This window comes from Nibribacter koreensis, from assembly GCF_039541795.1.
In the GTDB taxonomy this organism is placed as follows: Bacteria; Bacteroidota; Bacteroidia; order Cytophagales; family Hymenobacteraceae; genus Nibribacter; species Nibribacter koreensis.
In genome coordinates, this window is record NZ_BAABGX010000001.1 from 495,698 (window position 1) to 519,878 (window position 24,181).

19 protein-coding genes are annotated in these 24,181 nt (G+C 50.8%); 7 read left to right on the plus strand and 12 right to left on the minus strand.

The annotated features are described in order from the left end of the window. Positions 1-75: 75 nt before the first annotated feature. From ABD880_RS02115 to ABD880_RS02125, 3 genes are all read right to left on the minus strand, one after another. A complete protein-coding gene (locus ABD880_RS02115; RefSeq protein WP_345161842.1) occupies positions 76-1,125 on the minus strand; it encodes a vWA domain-containing protein in 1,050 nt (349 codons plus the stop codon). Next, a complete protein-coding gene (locus ABD880_RS02120) occupies positions 1,106-2,029 on the minus strand; it encodes a hypothetical protein (protein ID WP_345161844.1) in 924 nt (307 codons plus the stop codon). The genes ABD880_RS02115 and ABD880_RS02120 overlap by 20 nt, the downstream gene beginning before the upstream one ends. Positions 2,030-2,256: 227 nt before the next feature. Further along, positions 2,257-3,138: a DUF58 domain-containing protein gene (locus tag ABD880_RS02125; protein WP_345161845.1), complete on the minus strand. Its 882-nt coding sequence runs from the start codon at positions 3,136-3,138 to the stop codon at positions 2,257-2,259. Between the two features lie 54 nt (positions 3,139-3,192). Between ABD880_RS02125 and ABD880_RS02130 the strand changes: the two genes are divergently transcribed. Further along, positions 3,193-3,543 carry a DUF4296 domain-containing protein gene (locus ABD880_RS02130; protein ID WP_345161847.1) on the plus strand — a complete coding sequence of 117 codons (351 nt, stop codon included), beginning with the start codon at positions 3,193-3,195 and terminating at the stop codon, positions 3,541-3,543. Positions 3,544-3,855: 312 nt separating this feature from the next. Here ABD880_RS02130 and ABD880_RS02135 read toward each other — a convergent pair whose 3' ends face one another. Further along, positions 3,856-4,194, minus strand: coding sequence for a tRNA-binding protein (locus tag ABD880_RS02135; RefSeq protein ID WP_345161849.1), 339 nt, complete (start codon positions 4,192-4,194; stop codon positions 3,856-3,858). A gap of 142 nt (positions 4,195-4,336) precedes the next feature. On the opposite strand from ABD880_RS02135, the gene ABD880_RS02140 reads away from it, so the two are divergent. Further along, the gene (locus ABD880_RS02140) at positions 4,337-5,875 is read left to right on the plus strand and encodes an FAD-dependent oxidoreductase (protein WP_345161851.1); all 1,539 of its coding nucleotides are present in this window, start codon (positions 4,337-4,339) and stop codon (positions 5,873-5,875) included. Between the two features lie 46 nt (positions 5,876-5,921). On the opposite strand, the gene ABD880_RS02145 is transcribed toward ABD880_RS02140, so the two are convergent. From ABD880_RS02145 to egtB, 5 genes are all read right to left on the minus strand, one after another. After that, positions 5,922-6,470 (minus strand): DUF922 domain-containing protein, encoded by a 549-nt coding sequence (locus ABD880_RS02145; protein WP_345161853.1) that lies wholly within the window; start codon positions 6,468-6,470, stop codon positions 5,922-5,924. A gap of 55 nt (positions 6,471-6,525) precedes the next feature. Continuing rightward, positions 6,526-7,860 (minus strand): MATE family efflux transporter, encoded by a 1,335-nt coding sequence (locus ABD880_RS02150; RefSeq protein ID WP_345161855.1) that lies wholly within the window; start codon positions 7,858-7,860, stop codon positions 6,526-6,528. A 238-nt stretch (positions 7,861-8,098) separates the two neighbouring features. After that, a complete protein-coding gene (locus tag ABD880_RS02155; RefSeq protein ID WP_345161857.1) occupies positions 8,099-9,196 on the minus strand; it encodes a pyridoxal phosphate-dependent aminotransferase in 1,098 nt (365 codons plus the stop codon). 189 nt (positions 9,197-9,385) lie between these two features. Next, positions 9,386-10,393: an L-histidine N(alpha)-methyltransferase gene (gene egtD, locus ABD880_RS02160; RefSeq protein WP_345161859.1), complete on the minus strand. Its 1,008-nt coding sequence runs from the start codon at positions 10,391-10,393 to the stop codon at positions 9,386-9,388. A gap of 9 nt (positions 10,394-10,402) precedes the next feature. Continuing rightward, complete coding sequence (gene egtB, locus ABD880_RS02165) at positions 10,403-11,695, minus strand: ergothioneine biosynthesis protein EgtB (RefSeq protein ID WP_345161862.1); 1,293 nt, start codon at positions 11,693-11,695, stop codon at positions 10,403-10,405. A gap of 83 nt (positions 11,696-11,778) precedes the next feature. On the opposite strand from egtB, the gene ABD880_RS02170 reads away from it, so the two are divergent. Further along, on the plus strand, positions 11,779-12,861 hold the full coding sequence (locus tag ABD880_RS02170; RefSeq protein WP_345161864.1) for an o-succinylbenzoate synthase: 1,083 nt from the start codon (positions 11,779-11,781) through the stop codon (positions 12,859-12,861). Positions 12,862-12,982: 121 nt separating this feature from the next. Here ABD880_RS02170 and ABD880_RS02175 read toward each other — a convergent pair whose 3' ends face one another. The 3 genes from ABD880_RS02175 to topA form a co-directional block, all read right to left on the minus strand. Next, the gene (locus tag ABD880_RS02175) at positions 12,983-13,513 is read right to left on the minus strand and encodes a dihydrofolate reductase family protein (RefSeq protein WP_345161866.1); all 531 of its coding nucleotides are present in this window, start codon (positions 13,511-13,513) and stop codon (positions 12,983-12,985) included. 43 nt (positions 13,514-13,556) lie between these two features. Continuing rightward, positions 13,557-14,258 carry an SIR2 family NAD-dependent protein deacylase gene (locus tag ABD880_RS02180; RefSeq protein ID WP_345161868.1) on the minus strand — a complete coding sequence of 234 codons (702 nt, stop codon included), beginning with the start codon at positions 14,256-14,258 and terminating at the stop codon, positions 13,557-13,559. A gap of 201 nt (positions 14,259-14,459) precedes the next feature. Next, positions 14,460-16,913: a type I DNA topoisomerase gene (gene topA, locus ABD880_RS02185; protein WP_345161870.1), complete on the minus strand. Its 2,454-nt coding sequence runs from the start codon at positions 16,911-16,913 to the stop codon at positions 14,460-14,462. Positions 16,914-17,067: 154 nt separating this feature from the next. On the opposite strand from topA, the gene ABD880_RS02190 reads away from it, so the two are divergent. The 4 genes from ABD880_RS02190 (at position 17,068) to ABD880_RS02205 (ending at position 24,181) form a co-directional block, all read left to right on the plus strand. Further along, positions 17,068-17,565 (plus strand): SixA phosphatase family protein, encoded by a 498-nt coding sequence (locus ABD880_RS02190; protein ID WP_345161872.1) that lies wholly within the window; start codon positions 17,068-17,070, stop codon positions 17,563-17,565. Positions 17,566-17,666: 101 nt separating this feature from the next. After that, positions 17,667-18,416: a ParA family protein gene (locus ABD880_RS02195; RefSeq protein ID WP_345161875.1), complete on the plus strand. Its 750-nt coding sequence runs from the start codon at positions 17,667-17,669 to the stop codon at positions 18,414-18,416. 120 nt (positions 18,417-18,536) lie between these two features. After that, on the plus strand, positions 18,537-23,684 hold the full coding sequence (locus ABD880_RS02200; protein WP_345161877.1) for a HAMP domain-containing protein: 5,148 nt from the start codon (positions 18,537-18,539) through the stop codon (positions 23,682-23,684). Continuing rightward, positions 23,684-24,181, plus strand: coding sequence for a chemotaxis protein CheW (locus ABD880_RS02205; protein ID WP_345161879.1), 498 nt, complete (start codon positions 23,684-23,686; stop codon positions 24,179-24,181). The genes ABD880_RS02200 and ABD880_RS02205 overlap by 1 nt, the downstream gene beginning before the upstream one ends.

Consider the following 24,181-nt stretch of genomic DNA (forward strand, 5'->3'; position numbering starts at 1 on the left):
TCGAGTTATAAATCATTTTTTAGGCTAATTAGAAAAGTCTTATTTCTAATATCTAGCGTCTAATGTCTTATAAAACTAGTCTTCTAACGCGTTGGTGAAAAAGGTGTTTTTGAGCAGGAGCCAGACCAGAAAGAGTAGAATGGCCCAGCGCAAATATACCTGGTAAAAATCTTTGGTGTCTCTGTAGCGGGTTTCCTTTAATTCGGTCTTTTCTAGCGCGTTGATTTTCTTGAAAATGCTGGTGAGCGTGTTGGCGTCCTGCGCTCTGTAGAACTGCCCTTCAGACAAGGAAGCCAATTGCCGCAGGGTCTTCTCTTCTAGTCCAGTCTGCACGGTCACCACTTGCCCCGTAGAGTCTGGCGGTAGCTGGATGGTGCCTTCGCGGCCAATGCCTACGGTGTACAGTTTTACCTGGAAGGCATGCGCCAGTTGGGCGGCTAGCTCGGGGTCAAGGCTGCCGGCGGTGTTTTCACCGTCACTAATCAAGATGCAGACTTTAGACTTGGCAGTTGACTCGCGCAAGCGGTTGAGAGCCACGGCCAAGGCACTGCCAATGGCGGTACCATCTTCCGGAATCATGTTCAATTCTATCCCTTTGATGCTTTCCTGCACCAAAGAATAGTCAGTGGTGAGCGGAACGAGAGAGAAGGCTTGCCCGGCAAACACCACCACGCCAATGCGGTCTTGCACGCGGCCGTTCACAAACTGCAGGGCTACTTTTTTGGCGGCCTCCAGACGGTTGGGTTTAAAGTCGGTGAGCTCCATGGAGCCAGACACGTCCAGAACCAGGACAATGTCTATCCCTTCGGCAAACTGTTCAATGGTCTCATCTGTTTTCTGGGGTCTGGCCAAGGCCACCAACACCAGCATTAAAAATAAGCCAAACACCACGTCTGGCACGTACCGCAGGGTGCTGGTCCAATGCCATTTGGCTTTGCCCTCAAACAAGGCCACGTCCAGCTTCTTTCTAAACCTTAAGTGCAGCAGCCAGCGCAAGACAAACAACAGCGGCACGGCCAGCAGGCCATATAGAAACCCGGGGTTCTCCCAGTCAAAAGACTGCCAGGTGTGCCAGCTAAACCAGTTGACGTTGAGCCAGGTAAAATCAGAGGGTGTTTGCCACATTGCGCAGGGAGTCTCTAATGATGGTAAACCGATAAGCGGCGAAGTCTGAAAGCTGATGCAAGGCGTCTGTCACCTCAGAGATGTCGTCAGAGATGATGTTTCCGTAAATGGCCCGGTCACAGACCTTTAAGGCATTGCCCACCCGTTCATCTTCCTCATAAAAAGTAGTGATTTCTTTGGTGGTGAAAGAGCTGATCTCCTGTTCTTCTAGCCTGGTCAGGTAGTTTTTCCAGAGGGTAGTGCCGCGTTCCAACTGCTCCAGCGTTCTGGTTCTTTGAAAGCGGTCAATGGTGTTCTGGAACCTGCTCTGGAACTGGGTCTGGTATTTTTGCAGAACATATAGTCTGTAACGCGTGACGATGCTTCGGCCAAACAAGCCCCAGATGCCGCCAATCAAGATGAGGCCCGCTAGTATTCCCAAACCCCAGTACAGATAGTTGAACATCTCCGGTACCGGCGTGAGCTTAGTGTCAGACCGCAGAGGCAGAGGGTCTGTCACGGTGGTCACCAATTGCCGCAACACCACTGAGTCTGGCAGGGTGTTCAACTGGAGCGTGTCTCCCTGGAAAAAAAGGCGCGCATAGACCTGCAACTTCTGAACGGGACTTAGGCTGAAGGTGCGCAACACATAGATGGTGCTGTCAATGCTCTTGGTGCCTTGCGTACGGGTAGGGTAAAATTCTTTCTTGACCAGCTCAAAGGGCGTGAATTTGAAGGTGCTGTCCGGGAACACCAATTCGGCTTCTGGGGCATGGACAGAGCGCAATACGTACCGTACGGTCTGGCCTACTTCAACCGTGTCTTTTAAGAAATAGCCTTGCAACTGGACCGTAGGAATCTGGGCTAGCCCCGTAAAGGGAAGCAACCACAACAATACCCACCAGCCTTTTTTTAAATCAGACACAAGACGCAAGATACAAGACACAAGAGTTTTTTTTCTCGTTTTTGGGCTATTTTCCAGAAAACAACCCAAAAACGGACGGTATATCTTTTAATTAAATGGAAGTTACTTTAATTGAAATTCCTTCATACCTCCATCTCCAGATCTGCACATTTCCATATTTGCCCATCTCCACATTTTTAAATTAAAAAGAAGTAGCACATCAGCACATTAACTCATTAGCACATTGTTTAAGAACTGCGCTTCATGATTCTGTTACGGGCCCTGAAGAGGTTGACGAGTTGCGGCGCGTAGTCCTGGTCCACGTAAATGGGCAGGAAGTCTGCCTGGTACTTGCGGCAAATCTTGGTGAGCTTCTCCTGGTTCTCGGCATATGGCAGCAGATAGCGCTCCTTGAATGCTTTGGAGGACGTGTTGATCCAGATGGTTTTGCCAGATTCTTTATCCAGCAGCGGCACAATGCCCAGGCTGGGGAAGGCGGTCTCGCGGCGGTCCATAAGTTGGAGCACAATGAGGTCGTGTTTCTTGGCCAGCATGATAAGTTCACGCTCATAGCTCAGGTCAATAAAGTCTGAGATGAGGATCATGATGCTCTTGCGTTTGACCACGTTCAGGGCTAGCCGAATTCCCTCGCCGATGTTGGTTTTCTTGGAGGCCGGCTGCAGCTCTGCCAGGGTCTTGATGATGGAGTAGGCGTGCTCGTTGCCTTTGCCGGGCTTCAGGTATTTCTCCTTGGTGTCACTGAAACAAATCATGCCCAGCTGACTGCCCTGTTTGATGGCGGCCAGCGCCAGAATACCACTGATCTCCTTGCCGATATCCATTTTCTGCAGACCGGGCACGCCCAGCGCCTGTGAGCCAGACACGTCCAGGAGAATGAACACGTTCTGCTCTTTTTCTTCGCGGTAGGTCTTGACAAATGTACCATGGCCCTTGGCACTTACGTTCCAGTCTATGGAGCGCACGTCATCTCCGTACTGATAAGCCCGCACGTCGTCAAATTCCAGCCCAGAACTTTTGAACACAGATTTGAAGTCGCCCTGGAGTTGTGCGTCAATTGCCTTTCTTATCTGTATCTCGTACTTTCGTAGCTTCCTGACCAAGTCTTTCATGCCGAATGAGGTTTGTGCAGCGTCCTAAATTTACCGAATCTTACCGACAACCGCGTGAAAAAACGTCTGAGCCTATTCTTGCTGTCATTGGTTGTGTATGCCTGCGCGCCCAAGTCCACTGCCCCCGCAGACCTGGTCCCCGAAGACAAAATGACCAGCGTCCTCTTAGACATTCACCTAGCCGAGGCGCGCATTGGCCGAACCATCACGCAGTATGACACTTCCAAGATGGTGTTTAAGAACGTGCAGAAGGATATTTTTAAGAAGCATGGCATCACAGACAGCTCCTTCAGGCATAGTTATGACTACTATCTTATGAATCCTGCGCTGTTAGACAAAATCTACGAGAAAGTGCTGGACAGTCTAAGCCTGCAAGAAGCCAAGCTCACCCCCAAAACAGGCTAGGTCATTCAAGATCCTAAACCGGTAGTGGAGTCAGCTGGCGCGAAAGAAGAAGTGCCCGTCCAACAATAGCGCTCCTTCGTTTTTGGCCTGTTTTACAGAAAGCAAGCCAAAAACGGATCAATTTTCTGCATTAAATTTAGGTGCATACCATGGCGCAAGCGTCCGCTTTTGTCCGCACGTTTAGTAGAACTTACCATGGGCCTGAACGCAAATGGAGCTCCTTGTATAGTTTTGATTTTTCCAGTCAGATTTAGGGTTCAAACAAGTTAATCAAATCCATCTACTAAGGATTAACCTATCCTCAACAAGCACTTAAATCAACCTCTTGCCATTGGGTACGGCTTGCTGGGGTTGCGCCAGGACAATGTGCTTGTTCTCATCCTCAAATCCCGTCACCAAGACCTCAGACATCCAGGGGCCAATCTGCTTTGGCGCGAAATTGACCACGCACAGCACCTGCCGGCCTACCAGTTCCTCTGCCGTATAATGATGCGTAATCTGCGCGCTGGATTTCTTTATGCCTAGTTCGCCTAAGTCTACTCGCAGTTTGTAAGCGGGTTTGCGGGCTTCTGGGAAAGGTTCTGCCTGAATGATGGTACCTACTCTAAGGTCTACGGCCATGAACTGATCCCATGTAATGTGCTGGTCCATCTCTGTGTTTTTTCCTGAAAGATAAGCGGTGATGGGCAGTTAGCAAGGGCAGGTACAGGGCAAGAACTCTCCTTGCACGGACTTCGTACGTTAAGAAAGCTTAGCCACAAGGTTTTAGCAAATCACTTCAAACCTGCAAACTATGAGAAATAACACGGGTACCACTTTGTCTGTCTGGCAACCGGGCGTCACCATGCCGGCCACTTCTTCACTGTCAGAAAATCTCACCACTGATGTCTGCGTGGTAGGCGCTGGTATTGCGGGCCTTACCACGGCCTACCTTTTAGCCAAGGCTGGCAAGAAAGTAATAGTGCTGGATGCCGGCGACATTTGCGGCGGCGAAACCAGCCGTACCACTGCCCACCTGTCCTGGGCCCTGGACGACCGGTTCAGTAAAATCAAAAGCGTTCTAGGTGATGCCAATGCCAGACTGGCCTATGAAAGTCACCGCGACGCCATCAACAAGATTGAACAGATCATCAAAGACGAGAAAATAGACTGCGACTTTACCCGCCTACCCGGCTACTTGTTCCTGGGGGCCACTGACACTGAAGACCAACTGGACGAAGAAATGCAGGCCTGCCACCAGCTGGGCATAAAAGAGGTAGTGAAGCTCAAGCGCTGTCCGGTGCAGAGCGTGAGCGACGGTCCTTGCCTGGAGTTCCCCAACCAAGCACAGTTCCATCCCATCAAATACCTCTGGAAACTGGCGCAGTACATCATTGACCATGACGGCCTCATCTTCACGCATAGCCATGTCAAGCAATTTGAGAGCGGCAACGTGACCAGAGTCACCACAGATGCCGGCTTCTCTGTGAGTGCCAATCACCTGGTAGTCTGCACCAACACGCCGGTCAATGATTTTGTGACCATGCACACCAAGCAGGCGCCGTACCGTACCTACGTGGTGGGCATGCGCGTGCCTAAAAACAGTGTTCCTGCCGCCCTCTACTGGGACGACTCTGACCCTTACCACTATGTGCGCCTGGGCTCTGTAGCCGGTGAAGAGAAAGAAGCGCATGATGTCTTGATTGTAGGCGGCGAAGACCACAAGACCGGCCAGTCAGACACCGATGAAAACGAACGTTTTGCTTGTCTGGAAGACTGGACCCGCAAGAAATTCCCAATGGTGACGGACACCGTCTTCAGGTGGTCTGGCCAGGTGCTGGAACCGGTAGATTTCATGGCCTACATTGGCCGTAATCCCGGCGACACCAAGAACGTGTACATTGCTACTGGTGACTCAGGTCATGGCATGACGCACGGCACCATTGCCGGGATGCTCATTTCAGACTTGATCCAAGGCAAGACCAACCCATGGGAGAAACTCTACGATCCAGGCAGAGTGACCATTTCCCTGGAGACGGCCAAAGAGTACCTGAAAGAGAACCTCAACGTGGCCGCGCAATACGTGGATTGGGTAAAACCGGGCGCAGATGAGGAAGAGGTGATTGCCCCGGGCACCGGCAAAGTGGTACAGCGAGGCGTGAGCAAAGTGGCCGTGTACTGTGACGAAGACGGAAAGCGCACTGAATGCTCAGCGGTCTGCACCCACTTGGGCTGTATAGTAGACTGGAACCACTCAGAAATGTCCTGGGACTGCCCTTGCCACGGCTCCAGATTTGACCCCCATGGCAAAGTGATAGCCGGGCCTGCCGTGAGGGACTTGGACAAACCATAAATTGACTTAATGCTAAAAAAAGCCTGCTACACGTAGCAGGCTTTTTTTATTTGTAGGCTTCCAGGGCTTTCAGGCGTTCTGCCACAGAATCTTGCCAGGCTTGTTGCTGGGCTTTGTCCAGGCCATGGCGGCTTTCCTTATCATACTGGTCTTCTTCTTTGTGCCAGGCCTCAAAAGCTAGGTTGGCATACTTGTTCAAGTCTGCGGCGCCTCTGGTGCAGGGGTTGGGCAAAGAGGCCAAACGCTTGCGCAACTGGCGGGCGTGCAGTTCTGTGATGTCAAAGTGTAATTGCTCATGGGCCAGCAACGCATGCGACTCGCGGTTGCGGGTCCAGGACTCCTTAGGGTTGAAAACGGCCTCTACCTTGAATTTGAGCTGGTTGTTCTCGCACTTCACCTTCATCTCCATGTTGGTAGAAGTAAGGGCGTGGTGGCTGTTGTTGGGCGCGGGCTCGCCGGCAAAATCATCCCAGGAGAGGCGCTTCTGCGTGGCCCACGGAATGTCTGAGGCGGCTTTAGTTACATTGGGTATAGTATCTGCGGAAGGGCCTAGAAACAGGGCGCTTAACCACAGCGATAGTATGGATATTGGCATAGATGTGACCGTAACAAGAACCGTACCTTCGCAAGTTTCAAATGAAGCAAGAAACTTACGCCGGACTGAATTTACGGAAACGGAAGAACAAAAGCACCGCCGCGATAGACAAACCCGTTAATAAGCCCGTCCAAACGCCCATGGCCCCCAAGTCAAACACAAAACCCAGCGTATAACCCACCGGCAAGGCAATAAGCCAATAGGAGAACAAGGAGATCATGCTGGGCACTTTCACGTCTTCTAAGCCACGCAAGGCACCCAAGGCCACCACCTGTACGCCGTCAGAGATCTGGAACAGGGCGGCCACAATCAACAGCTTAGAGGCCAGGGCCTGCACGGCCACGTCCTTCACGTAAAACGCAGGTATCAATTCTTTGGCCAGGATGATCAGCACGCCGGTGCCCGCCATGAACAAGGCGCCCATGATCATACTGCTGTAACCCGCCGTGTGAACGCCGTGCCCGTCGCCGGAGCCGCGTAGGTTGCCCACCCTAATGGTGGCCGCCGCTGATATTCCGCTGGCCATCATGTACGTGACAGAAGCCACATTCAAGGCAATCTGGTGGGCGGCCAACTGCGTTGCGCCTACCCAGCCAATCATGACCGCCGAGAAACTAAACGCGCCCATCTCAAAGATCATCTGCAAAGAGATAGGGAAGCCAATCTTAAGCATGGTGAGCATGTGCGCCCAGGAAAGGTGCTGTTTCTTAAGGTATTTGCGGTACTTGGCAAATCTTGGAAAGAGGAGCACGTAGCCGCCCATCATCACCGCCATCACCACCCTAGAGATAAGCGTAGCCCAAGCCGCGCCGTTCAATCCCAGCGCCGGAAAGCCCAACTTGCCATATATCAGGATGTAGTTCAAACCCACGTTCAATACATTCGCAAAAATGGAGATGTACATGGACTGCTTGGTGAGCGAAAGCCCCTCGGCAAACTGTTTAAACCCTTGGAACACCATTAACGGGACCATGGACAAGAACAGGATGTTGACGTACGGAATGGTCAGTTTTACCACATCCAAGGGCTGTTGCAGGTAATGGATAAGCGGCGAGAGGCCGTAGAATACCAGAAACAAAAAGACGCCAATCAAGGTGTTGAGCACTAAGCCATTTAATAGCACCAGGGCAATGCGCAGATGGTTTTTGCGGCCATCGGCGCGGGCAATGAGCGGCGTGATGCTGTATGAGATGCCCAAGCCAAAAACCAGCACGATGGTAAAGATGCTATTGCCCAAAGAGGCGGCGGCCAGTTGCGGCGTACCAATGCGCCCGGCCATGATGCTATCCGCCACGGACACCAGAATATGGCCCAACTGGCTTAACACCACCGGAAACGCTAATAGAAAAGTGGCTTTGTAATGTTGCCTATAAGAAGGAGAAAAAATCACGATGCTGGTAGAATGGAATAGACTGCAAAACTACAGCTATTTCCCTAAGCCGCCCCAGACATTTGTCCATTGTGAGTGAGTGAGTGAGTGAGTGAGTGAGTGAGTGAGTGAGTGAGTGAGTGAGTGAGTGAGTGAGTGAGTGAGTGAGTGAGTGAGTGAGTGAGTGAGTGAGTGAGTGAGTGAGTGAGTGCCGTTTTTAGCCTATTTTCTGGAAAAGAGGCCAAAAAAAGGAAGGTGGCTATTGTTCTAGAAAAGTCTTTAGGCGCAGCAAGGCGCTTTCTAAGACATGGTCGGGTAAGGCGAAGGACATTCTAACGGCGCAGGGCATGCCCATGTTGGTGCCGGGCAACACTTCCAGACCCACTTGGGCCTTCAACGCTGCCGCCCAGTCCTCTGCGGTTTGGTAAGGAGAAGCAAGCTTAGCGGGCCGCAGGAAATTGGTGACATCCAAAGCATAATAATACCCCGCATCCGGGACGAAAAACTGAAGGCCAGGTATGCTTTGCAAGACGTTTTGCACACGCTCTCGTTTTGGAGCCAGGTCTTCTTTAAACGATTTCCATATCTCCTGGCGGTGCTCCATGGCTTGAGCCGCCGCGGCCTGGTTTAAAGGCGACACGCCAGAAATGGTTTTCAATTGCAGGTCAGTGGCTTTCTCTAATACCTCCAACGGTGCTATCAAATACCCCACTCGCCAACCCGACATGGCAAAGGACTTGGAAAAGCCATTCACCACCGCCACGCGGTCGCGCAAATGTTCAAACCGAAGGAAACTGTAAGGGGCCGCCGCATACTGCAAACCGTCATAAATCTCATCTGAGAGGATATGCAGGAGAGGATGCTCAACTGCCAAATCTGCCATGGCCTGCAATTCTTTCTGGGTGTAAACCTTGCCCGTAGGGTTGCCGGGATTGGAAAGGATGAGCAGTTTGGTATTGGGGGTAACGGCTTTCTTTATCGCTTCCAGGGGCAAGGCATAGTTCTCTTCTGGATTGGCCTCAATAGAAACCAACGTGCCGCCGTTCAAGCGTATCAAATCTGGAAAAGCAAACCAGTAGGGCGCCAGCATGATCACTTCATCACTGGGCAGCAATAGGCTTTGCAGGTATAAATGAATGGCGTGCTTGCACCCGTGCGTAATTAGAATTTGACTTTCGGGCAATGGAATGCCATCTTCCTCTAAATGCCGTTTGGCAATGGCCTGGCGAAGACTCAAGGTCCCTTTTGTAGGGCCATAAAACGTGTCGTTTTGTAAAAGCGCCTCCTGCAAGCCTTCTACCGCCACCTTAGGCGTGGTAAAGTGCGAAACACCCAAATGCATTGGAATCTGGTCCATTTAGTTAATTGTTGGTTGTTGATTGCTGATTGTTTTTGGTGCTAAAAGCAGGAAAACGTTCATGGCTTAAATCACTGGCAAAGTACAAGAGAGCGTTTACATTTCCATCTAAAAAGAAGAATCCGTTTTTGGCCTGATTTCCGGAAATCAGGCCAAAAACGGATTTGAGGAGTAATTAACAATCAGCAATTACAAAGGCTTCAAGAGGACGTTGGCAAAGCCGTGGCTGGCATCCGTGAAGATGTCGTCAATGCCAAGGCCGCAACCAAGCGCCATCTCTTTTAACTGCCGAAGCGAGTATTTGTAAGAATTCTCGGTGTGGATGGTTTCCCAGGCCTCAAAGCTGAAGGTCTGGTCCAGCGCGCCCACGTACACTTCCTGGGCCTGCTTGCTGATGAGGTAGCTGCGCATGGTGCCTTCCACGGGGTCATACTCAGCAAAGTGCTGGAACTGGTCCACGTCAAAATTAGCCTGCAGTTCTTTGTTGATGCGGTGTAGCAAGTTCAGGTTAAAGGCCGCGGTCACCCCGGCCGCGTCATCATAGGCCTGGCGTATTTTCTCGGGGTCCTTCTTTAAATCAATGCCCAGTAGAAATCGATCTTTGGATTGCAGGTTTTTCCTGATTCGGCAAAGGAATTCCTTGGCATCATCTTGATTAAAATTGCCCAGGTTAGAACCTAAAAATAGAATGAGTTTGCGTTCGGTGTGGTTTTCCTGGAGCCATTCCAGGCCCGGGAAATATTCGGCGGCCAGCGCAGTCACCTGCAAGTCCGCGAAGCGCAAGGCCAAGTCCTCCAACAGCTCCTTCAGTTGCTCTGGCGAGATATCTAAGGGCACAAACGTCACGTCTGCCTTCTGGCTCACCAGTTCCTGCAACAACAGCTTGGTTTTGTAGGCATCGCCGGCGCCCAGGTCCACCAACTGGAAAGGCTCCTGCGTCCCGAAGGCATACAGAATCTCTTTGCGTTGCTGTTTAAGAATCTGGAATTCCAGCTTAGTGAGGTAATACTCGGGCAGTTTCATGATCTGCTGAAACAGCTGACTGCCTTTAGCGTCATAGAAAAACCTGGAGGAGAGGTGCTTGGGGTAGTCGGCCAGCCCTTGGGCCACGTCCTGTCCCAGGCCAGTATCTGCCGTGACGGTTTCTGGAAGCAGGTTGATGAGGGGCATGGTGGCGTTGGAGGAAATCTGTGTCATAAAGAAGGTCTATTTCTGGGCCAGACGAATACCGGTAAACTGCCAGCGTTTGTCTGCGTGAAAGAAATTACGATAGGTGGTCCTGATGTGGCTTTGCGGCGTGGCGCAGGAGCCGCCGCGTAAGACCATCTGGTTGATCATGAACTTGCCGTTGTACTCGCCAATGGCGCCAGGCGCGGTCTCAAACCCTGGATACGGCAAATAGGCACTGTACGTCCATTCCCAGGCATCGCCTAAGAGTTGGACGGCGGCCACGTTCTCATCTGCCTGAAAAGCCGGTTTTGGTTGCAAAGACTGTGACTCCAGAAAGTTACCTGCGGCGGGACTGCCCGCGTGTTTTTGGGCCAGGGCCTCCCACTCAAACTCGGTTAACAGACGGTTGCCGCTCCAATTGGCATACGCCAGCGCCTCATAAAAACTGATGTGCGTGACGGGGGCCTCCAAGTCTAGCTTCTGCAAGCCGTGCAACGTGTAATAGTACCACTCGTTTTCCTGCTGGAGCCAGTACAAAGGAGCCTGCCATTGTTGCTGCTGCACCAGATCCCAGCCTTCGCCCAGCCAGTACACAAAGTTCTGGTAGCCGCCGTCCTCTATAAACCGCAGGTATTCTTGATTGGTCACCAACCAGGCACGGGCCTTGAATTCGGCTAGATATACTTGGTGCGGGTTTAATTCATTGTCAAAGCAGAAGCCTTCACCTTGGTGGCCTATCTGGTACATGCCGGCCGATACGGTGACCCATTCGTTTTTGGGCTGTTTTCCGGATTTCGGGCCAAAAACGGTGGAGTCTTCTGGTAGGTAAGCATGCAATAATGGATTGCAGGAGAGAATATATTTGATGTCTGTGACCAGTAGTTCCTGATGCTGCTGCTCATGTTGCAACCCCAGTTCAAACAAAGGCGCCTGGTTAGGATTCTGGCTAAGGAAATCACTTTGCAAGAGCGTCTCCATGGCGTGGTTGACGTGCGCGCGGTACGCCAGAATATCGGCCATAGGCGGCCGTGACAAAGTGCCCCTTTCGGCGCGGTTTACCCTACTGCCCAGCGTGTTGTAGTATGAGTTGAACAGAAACGCGTACTGCGGATGAAACTCCTGGTAGTTACGTGCGTGCGGTTTTAAAATGAAGGTCTCAAAAAACCAGGTGGTATGCCCCAGGTGCCATTTGGGCGGGCTCACGTCCACCATGGGTTGCATGACCGTATCTTCTGGCGTAAGGGGTGCGCAGAGGGATTCGGTTTGCGTTCTGAAGCTCTGGAAACGGGCCAGCAACGTAGCAGATGGACTTTGAGAGGACGTAGACATGGTTTTTAAATGTTCTAGTCTTCTCTAAACTAGATTTTGCCTGAAAGGTTATAACTTCAGGCCTCCGTATTTCTACTAGCTCCATGCCGTACGTCTTGACGCCTTTTCATAGAACGCTGCAATTCGCCTTTGATGCCCGAACCTCGCGCGGCGCCATGCAGGTACACCAGGCGCATTACGTGCGCGTGCACCACACAGATTTGCCAGAAAAGGTAGGTTGGGGGGAATGCTCTCCCTTACCTGGTCTCAGCCCAGACTACTCGCCAGATTTCTTTGCGCTCCTGACCAGGTTATGCCACCAATACAATGCCTTAGAAAGTGATTCTTTTGAGGACGAGGCCGGCTTTGCCTTCTGGAAGAACTTAGAGCAGTGGCCGTCCATCAACTTCGCGTTTGAGACGGCTTTTGTAGACTACATGCGGGGAGCCAATTTTCAACTATATCCTAGTGCGTTTTCCAAGTCTGAGGAAGGGATAAGAATTAACGGCCTGATCTGGATGGGCGCTCCCGCGTTCATGCGTAAGCAGATTGAGAAGAAACTGGCTCAGGGCTTTACTTGTCTTAAACTGAAGATTGGAGGCCTTGATTTTAGCCAGGAACTAGGTATTCTGGAAGAAATAAGAAAGATGGCCACCCCGCGTGAACTGGAATTGCGCCTGGACGCCAACGGTGCCTTTAGCCCATCAGACGCACTTGGTAAACTGGACCAGCTTTCCAAGTTTGACATCCATTCCATCGAGCAACCCATCAAGGCGGGCCAGGAGAAGGAAATGAAAGAGCTTTGTTTGCGGTCGCCTATTCCCATTGCTTTGGATGAAGAGTTGATTGGCGTGAACCAAAAGGAAAACCGATGGAAGTTGCTAGACGCTATAAAACCTGCCTATGTCATTTTAAAACCCACTTTACTGGGCGGCCTCACCGGTAGCCGCGAATGGATTCAAGTGGCCCAGTCATTGGGGATTGACTGGTGGATGACCTCGGCGCTGGAGTCTAACATAGGACTCAATGCCATTGCGCAGTTTGCGGCCAGTTTTAACAATCCCTTGCCCCAGGGTTTGGGAACGGGTCAGTTATACCACAACAACCTGGCCTCGCCGCTGGAGATACGGGGAGAAGAACTTTGGTACAGCAAAACCGCTGCATGGGAGTTGCCAGTGAGTGAGTGAGTGAGTGAGTGAGTGAGTGAGTGAGTGAGTGAGTGAGTGAGTGAGTGAGTGAGTGAGTGAGTGAGTGAGTGAGTGAGTGCCGTTTTTGCCTTGATTTCCTGAAAATAGGCCAAAAACGGCTTTACCCTCGCTTTGCAAGCACAAGTTGAACCAAGCCCGACTTAAAAGATTCTGTAGATACCAGGGTAAATTTAGTAGGGTGGGTTTGATCCGTAAAGAGAGGAATACCTCGGCCTAGTATCTCGGGCACATAGGACAGGATGATTTCATCTATCAAGCCGGCATTCAAAAGTATGGCGTTTATCTGACCACCACCAATAAGCCAAATGTCCTTGCCCGGCGTGGTCTTTAACTGCGTGACAAACTGTACCGGGTCTTGTGAGATGTAGTCTACATGCGGCGCTGGCGGTATTGTGGTTTGCCTGGAGAAGACGTAGTTGGTTTTACCTATGTAGGGAAATGGGTCAAAATTCTGAATTACCTTATAAGTGCCATTGCCCATAAGGGTGGTATCTACACCCGCATAGAACGCATTATAGCCATAATCAGAGCTGCCATCCATGTAGGCGTTCAACCAATCAATCTCATCATTGGGTCCGGCAATGAAACCATCTAAACTGGCGGCTATATACAATTTTACTTTTCTTTCCATTGGTAAATTCTATTGGTGAATTCCGTTTTGCGGAGGGCATTCTTTAGGCTTCTTCCAGCAACTGCTTCACTATTTTAGGGACGCCCTCGGTGGCTTTTTCTTTGAGGATGGTAAGGTTTCTTCTATGGGACACGGCGGGCGTATTGGGGTCAACCAGATAGATGGGCGTGTCATGCGGAGCGTAGGAGAGAAGCCCAGCGGCGGGGTATACCTGCAAGGACGTGCCAATCACCAGCAGGTAATCAGCGGTCATGGTTTCTTCTATGGCCTGTTCAATCAAGGGCACCGGCTCCCCGAACCAGACAATGTTAGGCCGTAGCTGAGAGCCTTTCTCGCAGAGGTTGCCTAGTTTCAATTCCCAGCCATTTACCGGATAGATGAGTGACGGATCCTGGGTGCTTCTGTTTTCAAATAGTTTGCCGTGCAGGTGGAGGATATGGGAGGAACCGGCGCGTTCGTGCAGGTCGTCTACGTTCTGGGTGATGATGCGCACGTCAAACTTTTCTTCCAGCTTTACCAAGGCCAGATGCGCGACATTAGGTTTCACATCCAAGGCGCTTTTACGGCGCTGGTTGTAGAATTCCAGCACCAGTTCCGGGTTTTTGCGCCAACCTTCCGGCGAGGCTACTTCCATTACGTCATGCCCTTCCCAAAGCCCGTCTGCGTCTCTGAACGTCGCTAGCCCACTTTCGGCACTGATACCGGCCCCGGTTAAGACTACTACTTTCTTTTTTTTTGAAGACATAAGACGCATTTTTTTAAGACACAAGACACAAGACACAAGATTCAAGGCATAAGATTATTCTACAAGTAGAGTAAAATACGCAAATATCTACAAAAGGAAGAAGTCCGTTTTTGGCTTGTTTTCTGGAAAACAAGCCAAAAACGGACTTAATTAAGATTCAAGTCTTGTGTCTTGAATCTTACGTCCTGTGTCTGTTTAAAACTAGCTGGCTTTCTTTTTAGGAGCTGCCTTTTTAGCCGTTGTGCCGGTGGCCTTTTTAGCAGGCGCTTTCTTGGCGGCCGGCTTTTTGGTGGCGGTTTTCTTAGGAGCGTCTGCTTTTTCGGCGGGTTCTGCTTTTTTCTTGAAGCCGCCGCGGGCTGGTTTGTCTGGGGTGTTGGCCGCCAGTTCTAGGCACTGCTCTAAAGTCAACTCTGCTGGTTCCTGTCCCTTCGGGATTTTGACGTTCTTCTTGCCTACCACAATGTACGGCCCGAAACGTCCGTTCAATACCGTTACCTCTGGGTTTTCCGGGAAGGTCTTGATCATCTTCTCGGCGTCTGCCTTGCGTTTGGCGTCAATGAGTTCAACGGCCTCGGCCTCAGAAATCAAGAGCGGATCCATGGTTTTTGGCAGAGAATAGAACTTGCTGTTGTGCTGAATGTAAGGTCCAAACCTCCCAATGGCAGCCTTCATGTCCTTCTCTTCATAAGTGCCTACTACGCGTGGTAATTTGAACAATTCCTGGGCTTGCTCTACGGTGATAGACTCCAGGAACATGCCTTTTCTCAAGCTGGCATACACGGGTTTCTCCCCGGTCTCTTCGTTCTCCTCACCCAACTGCACATACGGCCCGAAGCGTCCCAATTTGGCAATCATCATCTTGCCAGAAATTGGGTCAAGGCCCAGCTCACGGGCACCGCTTACGCTGGCGCGCTCAATGTCTGCAGAGGCTTCAATGGTTCCATGGAAACTTGAGTAGAAAACGTCTAACATCTTGTCCCACTCTTTGTTACCCAAGGCAATCTGGTCAAACTCTTCTTCTACCTTGGCGGTGAAGGAATAGTCAATGATGCTGGGGAAGTGGGCCACCAAAAAGTCAGTCACCACCATGGCAATGTCCGTGGGGAAGAGCTTGGCTTTCTCGGCGCCGGCCATCTCGGTTTTGGTCATAGCGCTGATTTTACCGTTCTCCAAAGACAGGATTTGGTAGGGTCTTTCCTTCCCTTCTCTATTGTCTTTTTCTACGTAGCCTCGTTTCTGGATGGTAGAGATAGTAGGTGCATACGTAGATGGTCTACCAATGCCCATTTCCTCTAGTTTCTTTACCAAGCTGGCCTCTGTATAACGCGGGGCTGGACGGCTGTAGCGCTCCGTGGCCTGTAAGCGTTGAAGGTTCAAAGTTTGACCTTCTTTCAAAGGAGGAAGCATGCCCTGGGTTTCTTCATCGCTTAGTTCCTCGTCGTCCGTAGACTCGGCGTAGACTTTCAAGAAGCCTTCAAACTTCACCACCTCACCGGTAGCTACCAGCTTCTCAGGCTGACCAGAGATGGAGATAACGGCGGTGGTTTTCTCAATCTCGGCATCTGCCATTTGGGAGGCGATGGCACGTTTTCTGATCAAGTCGTACAGACGCTGCTCATTGCGGTCATCGCTGGCTTTGAGCGCGGCAAAATCCGTAGGCCTGATGGATTCGTGGGCCTCTTGGGCTGATTTTGACTTGGTTTTGTATTGTCTGGTTTTAACGAAGTTGTCACCAAAGCTGCGGGAAATCTCTGCGGCGGCGGCGGCCATGGCGTCCTGTGACAGGTTCACGGAGTCGGTACGCATGTAGGAGATCTTACCAGCTTCGTACAGACGCTGGGCCACTTGCATGGTTTGAGCTACTGAGAAATACAGCTTTCGGCTGGCCTCCTGTTGCAAGGTAGACGTGGTAAACGGCGCGGCCGGGCTGCGCTTGGTTGGTTTTTTCTCCAGGCTGTCAATGGTGTAAGAAGCGCCAATGTTGCGGTTCAAGAAGTCTTCGGCCTGCTCACGGGTTTTAAAGCGCGTGTTCAATTCGGCCTCAAGGCGTTTGCCAGCCACGTCAAAAATAGCCACCACTTTAAACGCCGACTCAGATTTGAAGCGTTCAATCTCGCGCTCGCGCTCTACTACAAAGCGCACCGCCACGGACTGAACGCGCCCAGCCGATAGGCCGGTTTTTATCTTTTTCCAAAGCACCGGTGACAGCTCAAAACCTACCAGACGGTCCAGCACACGTCTTGCCTGCTGGGCGTTCACCAGGTTAATGTCAATGGTGCGCGGGTTGTCAATGGCGTTTAAGATGGCGTTCTTGGTAATCTCCCGGAATACGATGCGGCGCGTCTTGGCCTCGTTCAGGTTTAGGGCCTCGGCCAAGTGCCAAGAGATGGCTTCTCCCTCACGGTCCTCATCTGATGCCAGCCACACCGTCTCGGCCTCCTTTGCTAGTTTCTTAAGGCTGCTAATCACCTCACGCTTGTCTGGAGACACCACGTAGGTGGGCTTAAAGCCGTTTTTAATATCTATGGCATTGTTGTCCTTGGGGAGGTCCCGCACGTGCCCGAAGCTAGATTTCACGATAAAATCCTTGCCCAGGTACCCTTCAATGGTCTTGGCTTTGGCCGGGGACTCCACAATTACTAAGTTCTTTATCATATATATAAGGAGGTGGGCGGCGCCCAAAAATTTTTCAAAGATGACGTAAAATTTTGAGACAATGCAAGCCCAAGGTGGTAAGTGGCTTGTAAGAAGAGCGCAAAACCATATACCTTAGGGCAGTAAAAAAGTTTTAAAGCTAGAGTTTGGCGCTATGAAACATCTTTTGTTAATGAGGCACGCAACCGCCCTAGAAAAAGTTCCGGGGCAGACAGACCTGGACCGCGACCTTAGCCCTCTTGGGCATGGGCAAGCCTTGACCGCGGGCCTGTGGCTGAAAGAAAAAAACCTGGTGCCTGACTTGATTTTCTGCAGCCCAGCGGTACGTACGCAGTCTACCTTGGCCGGGGTTTTAGCAGGCCTGGGCGTGTCTGTGCCTGTGCAGACGGAGCGCGACATTTACCATGGAGATGAAGAGGATATGAAACATCTTCTGGATACCATTGACCCAGCCGTGGAGACTCTATTACTTATAGGTCACAATCCCACCATCGGGTACTTAGCCCAAGCGTTGACCGGCAGAAGGCTGTTGTTTTCACCGGCCACCATCCTCTCTTTAACCCACAAGGTCAAAGAAGAGGGAGATAATAATGCAATAGACTTTATGGTGCAGGATAGATTTATAGCACCGGCAGATTCATTTTTGGGCTAATTTCCAGAAAACAGGCCAAAAACGCATTTTAACGCCTTTTAAATTTGTAGCTTTAACCCGTTTCAACGGCAGAAAAATAAATTTCAGTTTTCGTGTAACCTATGGCAGCAACTATCGTATCGGTCATCAACCAAAAAGGGGGGACAGGTAAAACCACTACCACCATTAACCTGGGAAGCGCGCTCCAAAAGCTGGGAAAGCGGGTGCTGTTGATCGATTTAGACCCACAAGCCAACTTATCTTATTCTTTAGGAATCACTGAGCCAGAACATACGCTGGCAGACGTCTTTACCGGACAGCAAAATCTGGTGGATATTCTGCAAGATTGCAACGGTTTGAAGGTAGCCCCTGGAACCAATGATCTGGTGGATGTGGAGATATCTTTGGTGGGGCAGGCAAGTCGTGAGGAGTTTTTGCAAAGCATGTTACAGGAGATTAAGGGGTTTGACTATGTCTTGATTGACTGTCCGCCGTCCTTATCCTTGTTGACGGTGAATGCGCTCACCGCCTCTCAGGAGGTGATCATCCCCTTGCAGATGGAAGTACTGACATTGCAAGGTCTGGGGCAGATTTTGAATACCGTCAAGCAGATTAAAGATACGCTTAACCCTAAATTAAGGGTGAAGGGCATTGTGGTGGTCATGTATGACAAGCGCCGCAAGCTTAGCCTAGAGATTGAGGAATACCTGCAGGAGAACGTGGAGGAGCATATCTTTGACCAACGCATACGGTTAAACGTGAAGCTGGCAGAAGCACCTTCTTTTGGTAAGAGCGTGATAGAATATGACCCAGCCTCTAATGGTGCCAAGGACTACCTGGCATTGGCTAAAGAATTTCTAGCCACCAAATAAGGGGTTCTTCTTAACCCTATTTATAGTATATTGCATAGCCTATTTTTTTAAGGCGAACAAACCATGGCGTGGCAAGACCATTGCCTAAGCATGTAAAAACGCTCTACAATCACATATACAATGGCTTTAGGTAAAAACTTAAAACTCAATAAAGACAAGTTGATTGGGAAGTCAGAAGCTGAGAAACCTGTGGCCCAGCCGGCAGAGACCCCAGCCGAAGCTACTGTGGAAGAGACGCCCACGCCAGTAGAGGAGACCGCTCCTGTGGCTACTGACACCAGCGCTCCCCTGGATGCCACTACTGACGCTTCCCCTGCTGATTCTGATGCTAGTGCTGGAGAAACTGAGACGGATAGAACGGAAGAATCCCCTTTATTGGCAGTGCCGTTAGTACAGGCTGACCAAGCCAGACGGAGCAACACGCCTCGTTTGCAGTACCAGTTGCAAGACAATGACTATATCAATGAGCAGTTGAACCGCGTGCTCTACGCGTTAGATGCTTTTAAGAAAGGAGACGTTTCCGTTCGCTTAACCAAGCAGAACAATGACATCTTCTCTGAGATAGCCGAAGCCTACAACTCCATGGTGGAGATGATTGGTGGGGTAGGAGGCGAGGTATCCCGTATCTCTAAGGTAGCCGGGGTGGAGGGTAACCTGAAAGCCCGTGCCTCTGCTGAGAACGCCTCTGGTTTCTGGAAGGACATGATCAACAATATCAACGGCCTGGTGGATTCCATTGCCGTTCCGGTATTGGAAGTGGGCAAGGTATTGAAGAACATCTCTAGGGGTAACCTGGATGAGACGTTCCAGATTCCGGTGTCTGGTGACTTCAAGGTCATGGCCGAAACCATCAACCGTACCATTGACAACCTAAACCTATTTGCCGGTGAGGTAACGCGTGTGGCACTAGAGGTAGGTACTGAAGGTAGACTGGGTGGACAAGCATCCGTACCAAACGTTGCCGGTATCTGGAAAGAGCTCACCGACAATGTAAACGCGATGGCGTCTAACCTTACCTCTCAGGTACGGGACATTGCAAAAGTAACTACCGCGGTAGCACAAGGTAACCTGACCCAGAAAGTGACTGTTGACCTGAAAGGGGAAATGTTGCAGATGAAGGAGAACATCAACCAAATGGTGGACTCTTTAAACATTTTCGGGGATGAAGTAACCAGAGTGGCCCGTGAAGTGGGTACTGAGGGTAAACTAGGTGGCCAGGCCCGTGTACCAAACGTGGGCGGTACCTGGAAAGAACTTACTGACAATGTAAACACCATGGCTAGTAATCTGACTAGCCAGTTGCGTGACATCGCCAACGTTGCTACCGCTGTGGCGAAGGGTGACTTGAGCCAGAAGATTACGGTTAACGTACGTGGTGAGATTGCTGACTTGAAAGACATCATCAACCAGATGGTGGATTCACTCAATATCTTCGCGGACGAGGTAACCCGCGTTGCTCGTGAAGTAGGTACTGAAGGTAAACTGGGCGGACAAGCAAGCGTGCCAAACGTAGGTGGTACCTGGAAGGAGTTGACGGACAACGTGAACACCATGGCAGGTAACCTGACCCTTCAGGTACGTGACATCGCCAACGTAGCAACCGCGGTAGCGAAAGGTGACTTGAGCCAGAAAATCACCGTGAATGTACGCGGTGAGTTAGCCGAGCTGAAGGACAACTTGAACCAGATGGTGGACAGCCTTAACATCTTCGCAGATGAGGTAACCCGTGTGGCAAGAGAAGTAGGCACCGAAGGTATTCTAGGTGGTCAGGCGAACGTGCCAAACGTAGCCGGTACCTGGAAGGCCCTAACAGATAATGTAAACTACATGGCGTCTAACCTGACGCTACAAGTACGTGATATAGCCAACGTAGCAACTGCGGTGGCAAAAGGAGATTTGGGCCAGAAGATGACGGTTGAGGTAAAAGGAGAGATCCTTGAGCTGAAAGACAACTTGAATCAGATGGTGGACAGCCTTAACATCTTCGCAGATGAAGTAACCCGTGTTGCCCGTGAAGTGGGTACTGAGGGTATCTTGGGTGGCCAGGCAAATGTACCTAATGTGGGCGGGGTTTGGAAAGACCTCACTGACAATGTGAACTCCATGGCCTCCAACCTGACGCTGCAAGTGCGTGACATCGCCAACGTGGCGACTGCGGTAGCGAAAGGGGATTTGAGCCAGAAGATGACGGTGAACGTGCAGGGTGAAATTCTTCAACTGAAGGATATCCTGAACCAGATGGTGGATTCCCTGAATACTTTTGCTGGTGAGGTAACTCGTGTGGCACTTGAGGTAGGAACCGAAGGAATCTTGGGTGGACAGGCCAACGTGCCAAACGTGGCTGGTACCTGGAAAGCGTTGACGGACAACGTAAACTCCATGGCCTCCAACCTCACGCTTCAGGTACGTGACATCGCCAACGTGGCGACCGCGGTGGCGAAGGGTGACCTTAGCCAGAAGATGACGGTGAACGTGAAGGGAGAAATCCTGGAGCTGAAGAACATCCTGAACCAGATGGTGGACAGCCTCAACATCTTCGCCGGGGAGGTAACCCGCGTGGCGCTTGAGGTAGGCACAGAGGGTAAACTAGGCGGACAAGCATCAGTGCCGAATGTGGGCGGGGTTTGGAAAGACCTGACGGACAATGTGAACTACATGGCGTCTAACTTGACCCATCAGGTACGTGACATAGCCGCCGTAGCAACCGCCGTAGCAAAAGGAGATTTGGGTCAGAAAATGACCGTAGAGGTAAGAGGCGAAATCCTTGAACTGAAAAATATATTAAACCAAATGGTGGATTCACTCAACGTGTTTGCCGGGGAAGTAACCCGCGTGGCGTTGGAAGTGGGTACCGAAGGGAAATTGGGTGGCCAGGCATCAGTACCGAATGTGGGTGGTGTTTGGAAAGACCTGACGGACAACGTGAACTACATGGCCTCCAACCTGACGCTTCAGGTACGTGACATCGCCAACGTAGCGACTGCGGTGGCGAAAGGTGACCTGAGCCAGAAGATGACCGTGAACGTGAAGGGTGAAATCCTGGAGCTGAAGAACATCCTGAACCAGATGGTGGACTCCCTCAACATCTTCGGGGATGAGGTAACCAGAGTAGCCCGTGAAGTGGGTACCGAAGGTAAACTGGGAGCGCAAGCTTCTGTGCCAAACGTAGGTGGAACCTGGAAAGAATTAACAGAGAACGTAAACTACATGGCAAGTCAGTTGACGAGCCAGGTACGTGATATTGCCAAAGTAGCTACCGCGGTAGCCCGTGGTGACTTGAGCCAGAAAGTGACGGTAGATGTGAAAGGTGAAATCCTGGAACTGAAAGAAAACCTGAACCAGATGGTGGATTCCCTGAACATCTTCGCCGACGAGGTGACCCGTGTGGCAAGAGAAGTGGGTACCGAAGGTAAGCTAGGTGGTCAGGCGAATGTTCCGAAAGTACGTGGTACCTGGAAGGAACTGACCGACAATGTGAACACCATGGCCGCCAACTTAACCTCGCAGGTACGTGACATTGCAAAAGTTGCGATTGGCGTGGCGAAAGGTGACTTGAGCCAGAAGGTGACGGTAGATGTAAAAGGAGAGCTCTTAGAGCTGAAAGAGAACATCAACAGAATGGTGGACTCCCTGAACATCTTCGCGGGTGAGGTTACCAGAGTGGCGCTTGAAGTGGGTACCGAGGGTAAACTAGGAGGACAAGCCAAAGTGCCTAACATTGGCGGGGTATGGAAAGACCTGACCGATAATGTAAACGTGATGGCTTCTAATCTGACTACGCAGGTACGCGGTATTGTGAAAGTAGTAACCGCGGTATCTAAGGGTGACTTGACGCAGAAACTGACCTTGCAAGCCAAAGGCGAACTAGCCGACCTGGCAGACACCATCAACAGCATGGTTGAAGACTTGAATCGCTTAGCGGGTGAAGTTAGCCGCGTGGCAAGAGTAGCGGGTGTTGAAGGTAAACTGACCGAACGCGCTACGGTAAGTGGTGTGTCTGGAAGCTGGAAAGAACTAGTAGATACCTTGAATGACCTGTTAGAGTCCATCGTAACGCCGGTTCTGGAAGTGTCACGCGTAGTACGCGCCATCTCTGAAGGTGATTTAACACAAAAAGTAGAAATTCATACCGCTGGTGACATCCTGGCCATGTCTAATGCCTTGAACCTGGCGGTAGATAACTTAAATGCCCTATTAGGTGAAATCAATGAAAGCTCACTGATTGTGGGAAGCTCTTCAGAAGATATGGCCGCCAAAGGGTTAGAGATGAACAGAGTAACGGTAGATGTGGCTCTCTCAATGCAACAAATGGCAGAGGGTGCGCAGAACCAAGCTCTCAAAACAGACCAAGCCTTCAAACTGATTGAAGAAATCATGAAGGCCACCAAAGAAACCGCCAACAAGGCAGACGTGGTGAACCGTTCAGCGGTAATGGGTGAGGAAACTTCCCAATTAGGTCTGAAGACGGTGGCTGAGGTGGTGAAAAACATGGAAGAGATTTCTTCTTCTGCGGCGCTTACTGCTAAAACCATTGAAGTACTAAGCACGCGTAGCCAGGAGATTTCCAAGTCATTGGGTGTGATCACAGACATTGCGGCACAAACCAACTTGCTGGCCTTGAACGCGGCCATTGAGGCAGCCAGAGCCGGTGAAGCAGGTAGAGGTTTTGCGGTAGTAGCCGAGGAGATCAGAAAACTAGCCGAGGGATCACGCAAGTCTGCGAGTGAGATTGCCATTCTGGTAGAAGACGTGAAGAAAGATACCTCTTCTGCAGCAGCGGCGATCGCGACCATGGAAGGCCGTGTATTGAAAGGTAAGAACGCTACATTTGAAGCGTCCGGCGCCTTTAAGAACATTGCGACTTCCAGCGGTGAAACGCTCCGCTCTGCCCAGGACATCTTGGTGTCTACCGAGGTGCAGAAGTCATCCATTGGGGACGTTGTGAAGTATGTGGAAGAAGTGGTAGCCATTGCCGAACAAACGGCTTCTGGTACGCAGCAAGTGGCAAGTACGGCTAAGCAACTGTCGGCGTCCATGCAAGAACTGACTACGTCCAGCCAGCGCCTGAATGACATTGCGGATGACTTGCAATTGGGTATTTCTGCCTTCAAGCTGATCAATGGAAACCTGGTTTTCCCTAACCGCAACCAGCGCAAGTTGAGCGCGGTGCCTGGTAGAAAGCGCAGCTTTACAACAGACAGCGAAGAAGAGGAGGAACTACTGAAAAAGGCTACCAGAAAAGCAGGAAAAAGTAGAGGACAAGAGTAATGGAGGTACAAAACGCCCGCGAGAAGAAGGACTCCGTGGTTGAACCAATGGTCCACCTGATTGTCTTCAAGCTAGGTATTGAGGAATTCGGGATTCGTATTGAGCAGGTAAAGGAAGTGACCATTACCCCAGAAATAACCCGTATGCCCAAGACCCCTTCTTTTATTAAAGGAGTGGCCAACATTAGAGGTGACATTCTAGCTATCATGGATTTAGAGGAGCGCTTCCAGGTGGAGCGCTCCGCATCCGTTGATCGTCATACCTATACACTGGTGATTGAGGCCAAAGATTATACGCTGGGGTTCATTGTGAAAGAAGTGCCGCAGTCGTTGACCTTGCCGGTTTCTAGCATTGACAAAGCACCTTCGTTCATCCAAGACATCAACATCAATGAAAACTTCATTGAGGGCATTGGAAAGATAGATAACCGCCTCATCATTGTGCTGGATATCTTTAAGATCCTTACCTCAGATGAGATTATGGAATTGAGGGGTTAA

Coding starts and splice junctions, on each gene's coding strand:
- ABD880_RS02200 (WP_345161877.1), top strand. CDS start 18,537: ATGGCTTTAGGTAAAAACTTAAAACTCAATAAAGACAAGTTGATTGGG.
- ABD880_RS02115 (WP_345161842.1), bottom strand. CDS start 1,125: ATGTGGCAAACACCCTCTGATTTTACCTGGCTCAACGTCAACTGGTTT.
- egtD (WP_345161859.1), bottom strand. CDS start 10,393: ATGACACAGATTTCCTCCAACGCCACCATGCCCCTCATCAACCTGCTT.
- ABD880_RS02145 (WP_345161853.1), bottom strand. CDS start 6,470: ATGCCAATATCCATACTATCGCTGTGGTTAAGCGCCCTGTTTCTAGGC.
- ABD880_RS02190 (WP_345161872.1), top strand. CDS start 17,068: ATGAAACATCTTTTGTTAATGAGGCACGCAACCGCCCTAGAAAAAGTT.
- egtB (WP_345161862.1), bottom strand. CDS start 11,695: ATGTCTACGTCCTCTCAAAGTCCATCTGCTACGTTGCTGGCCCGTTTC.
- ABD880_RS02195 (WP_345161875.1), top strand. CDS start 17,667: ATGGCAGCAACTATCGTATCGGTCATCAACCAAAAAGGGGGGACAGGT.
- ABD880_RS02170 (WP_345161864.1), top strand. CDS start 11,779: ATGCCGTACGTCTTGACGCCTTTTCATAGAACGCTGCAATTCGCCTTT.
- ABD880_RS02180 (WP_345161868.1), bottom strand. CDS start 14,258: ATGTCTTCAAAAAAAAAGAAAGTAGTAGTCTTAACCGGGGCCGGTATC.
- ABD880_RS02135 (WP_345161849.1), bottom strand. CDS start 4,194: ATGGACCAGCACATTACATGGGATCAGTTCATGGCCGTAGACCTTAGA.
- ABD880_RS02125 (WP_345161845.1), bottom strand. CDS start 3,138: ATGAAAGACTTGGTCAGGAAGCTACGAAAGTACGAGATACAGATAAGA.
- ABD880_RS02140 (WP_345161851.1), top strand. CDS start 4,337: ATGAGAAATAACACGGGTACCACTTTGTCTGTCTGGCAACCGGGCGTC.
- ABD880_RS02205 (WP_345161879.1), top strand. CDS start 23,684: ATGGAGGTACAAAACGCCCGCGAGAAGAAGGACTCCGTGGTTGAACCA.
- ABD880_RS02175 (WP_345161866.1), bottom strand. CDS start 13,513: ATGGAAAGAAAAGTAAAATTGTATATAGCCGCCAGTTTAGATGGTTTC.
- topA (WP_345161870.1), bottom strand. CDS start 16,913: ATGATAAAGAACTTAGTAATTGTGGAGTCCCCGGCCAAAGCCAAGACC.
- ABD880_RS02155 (WP_345161857.1), bottom strand. CDS start 9,196: ATGGACCAGATTCCAATGCATTTGGGTGTTTCGCACTTTACCACGCCT.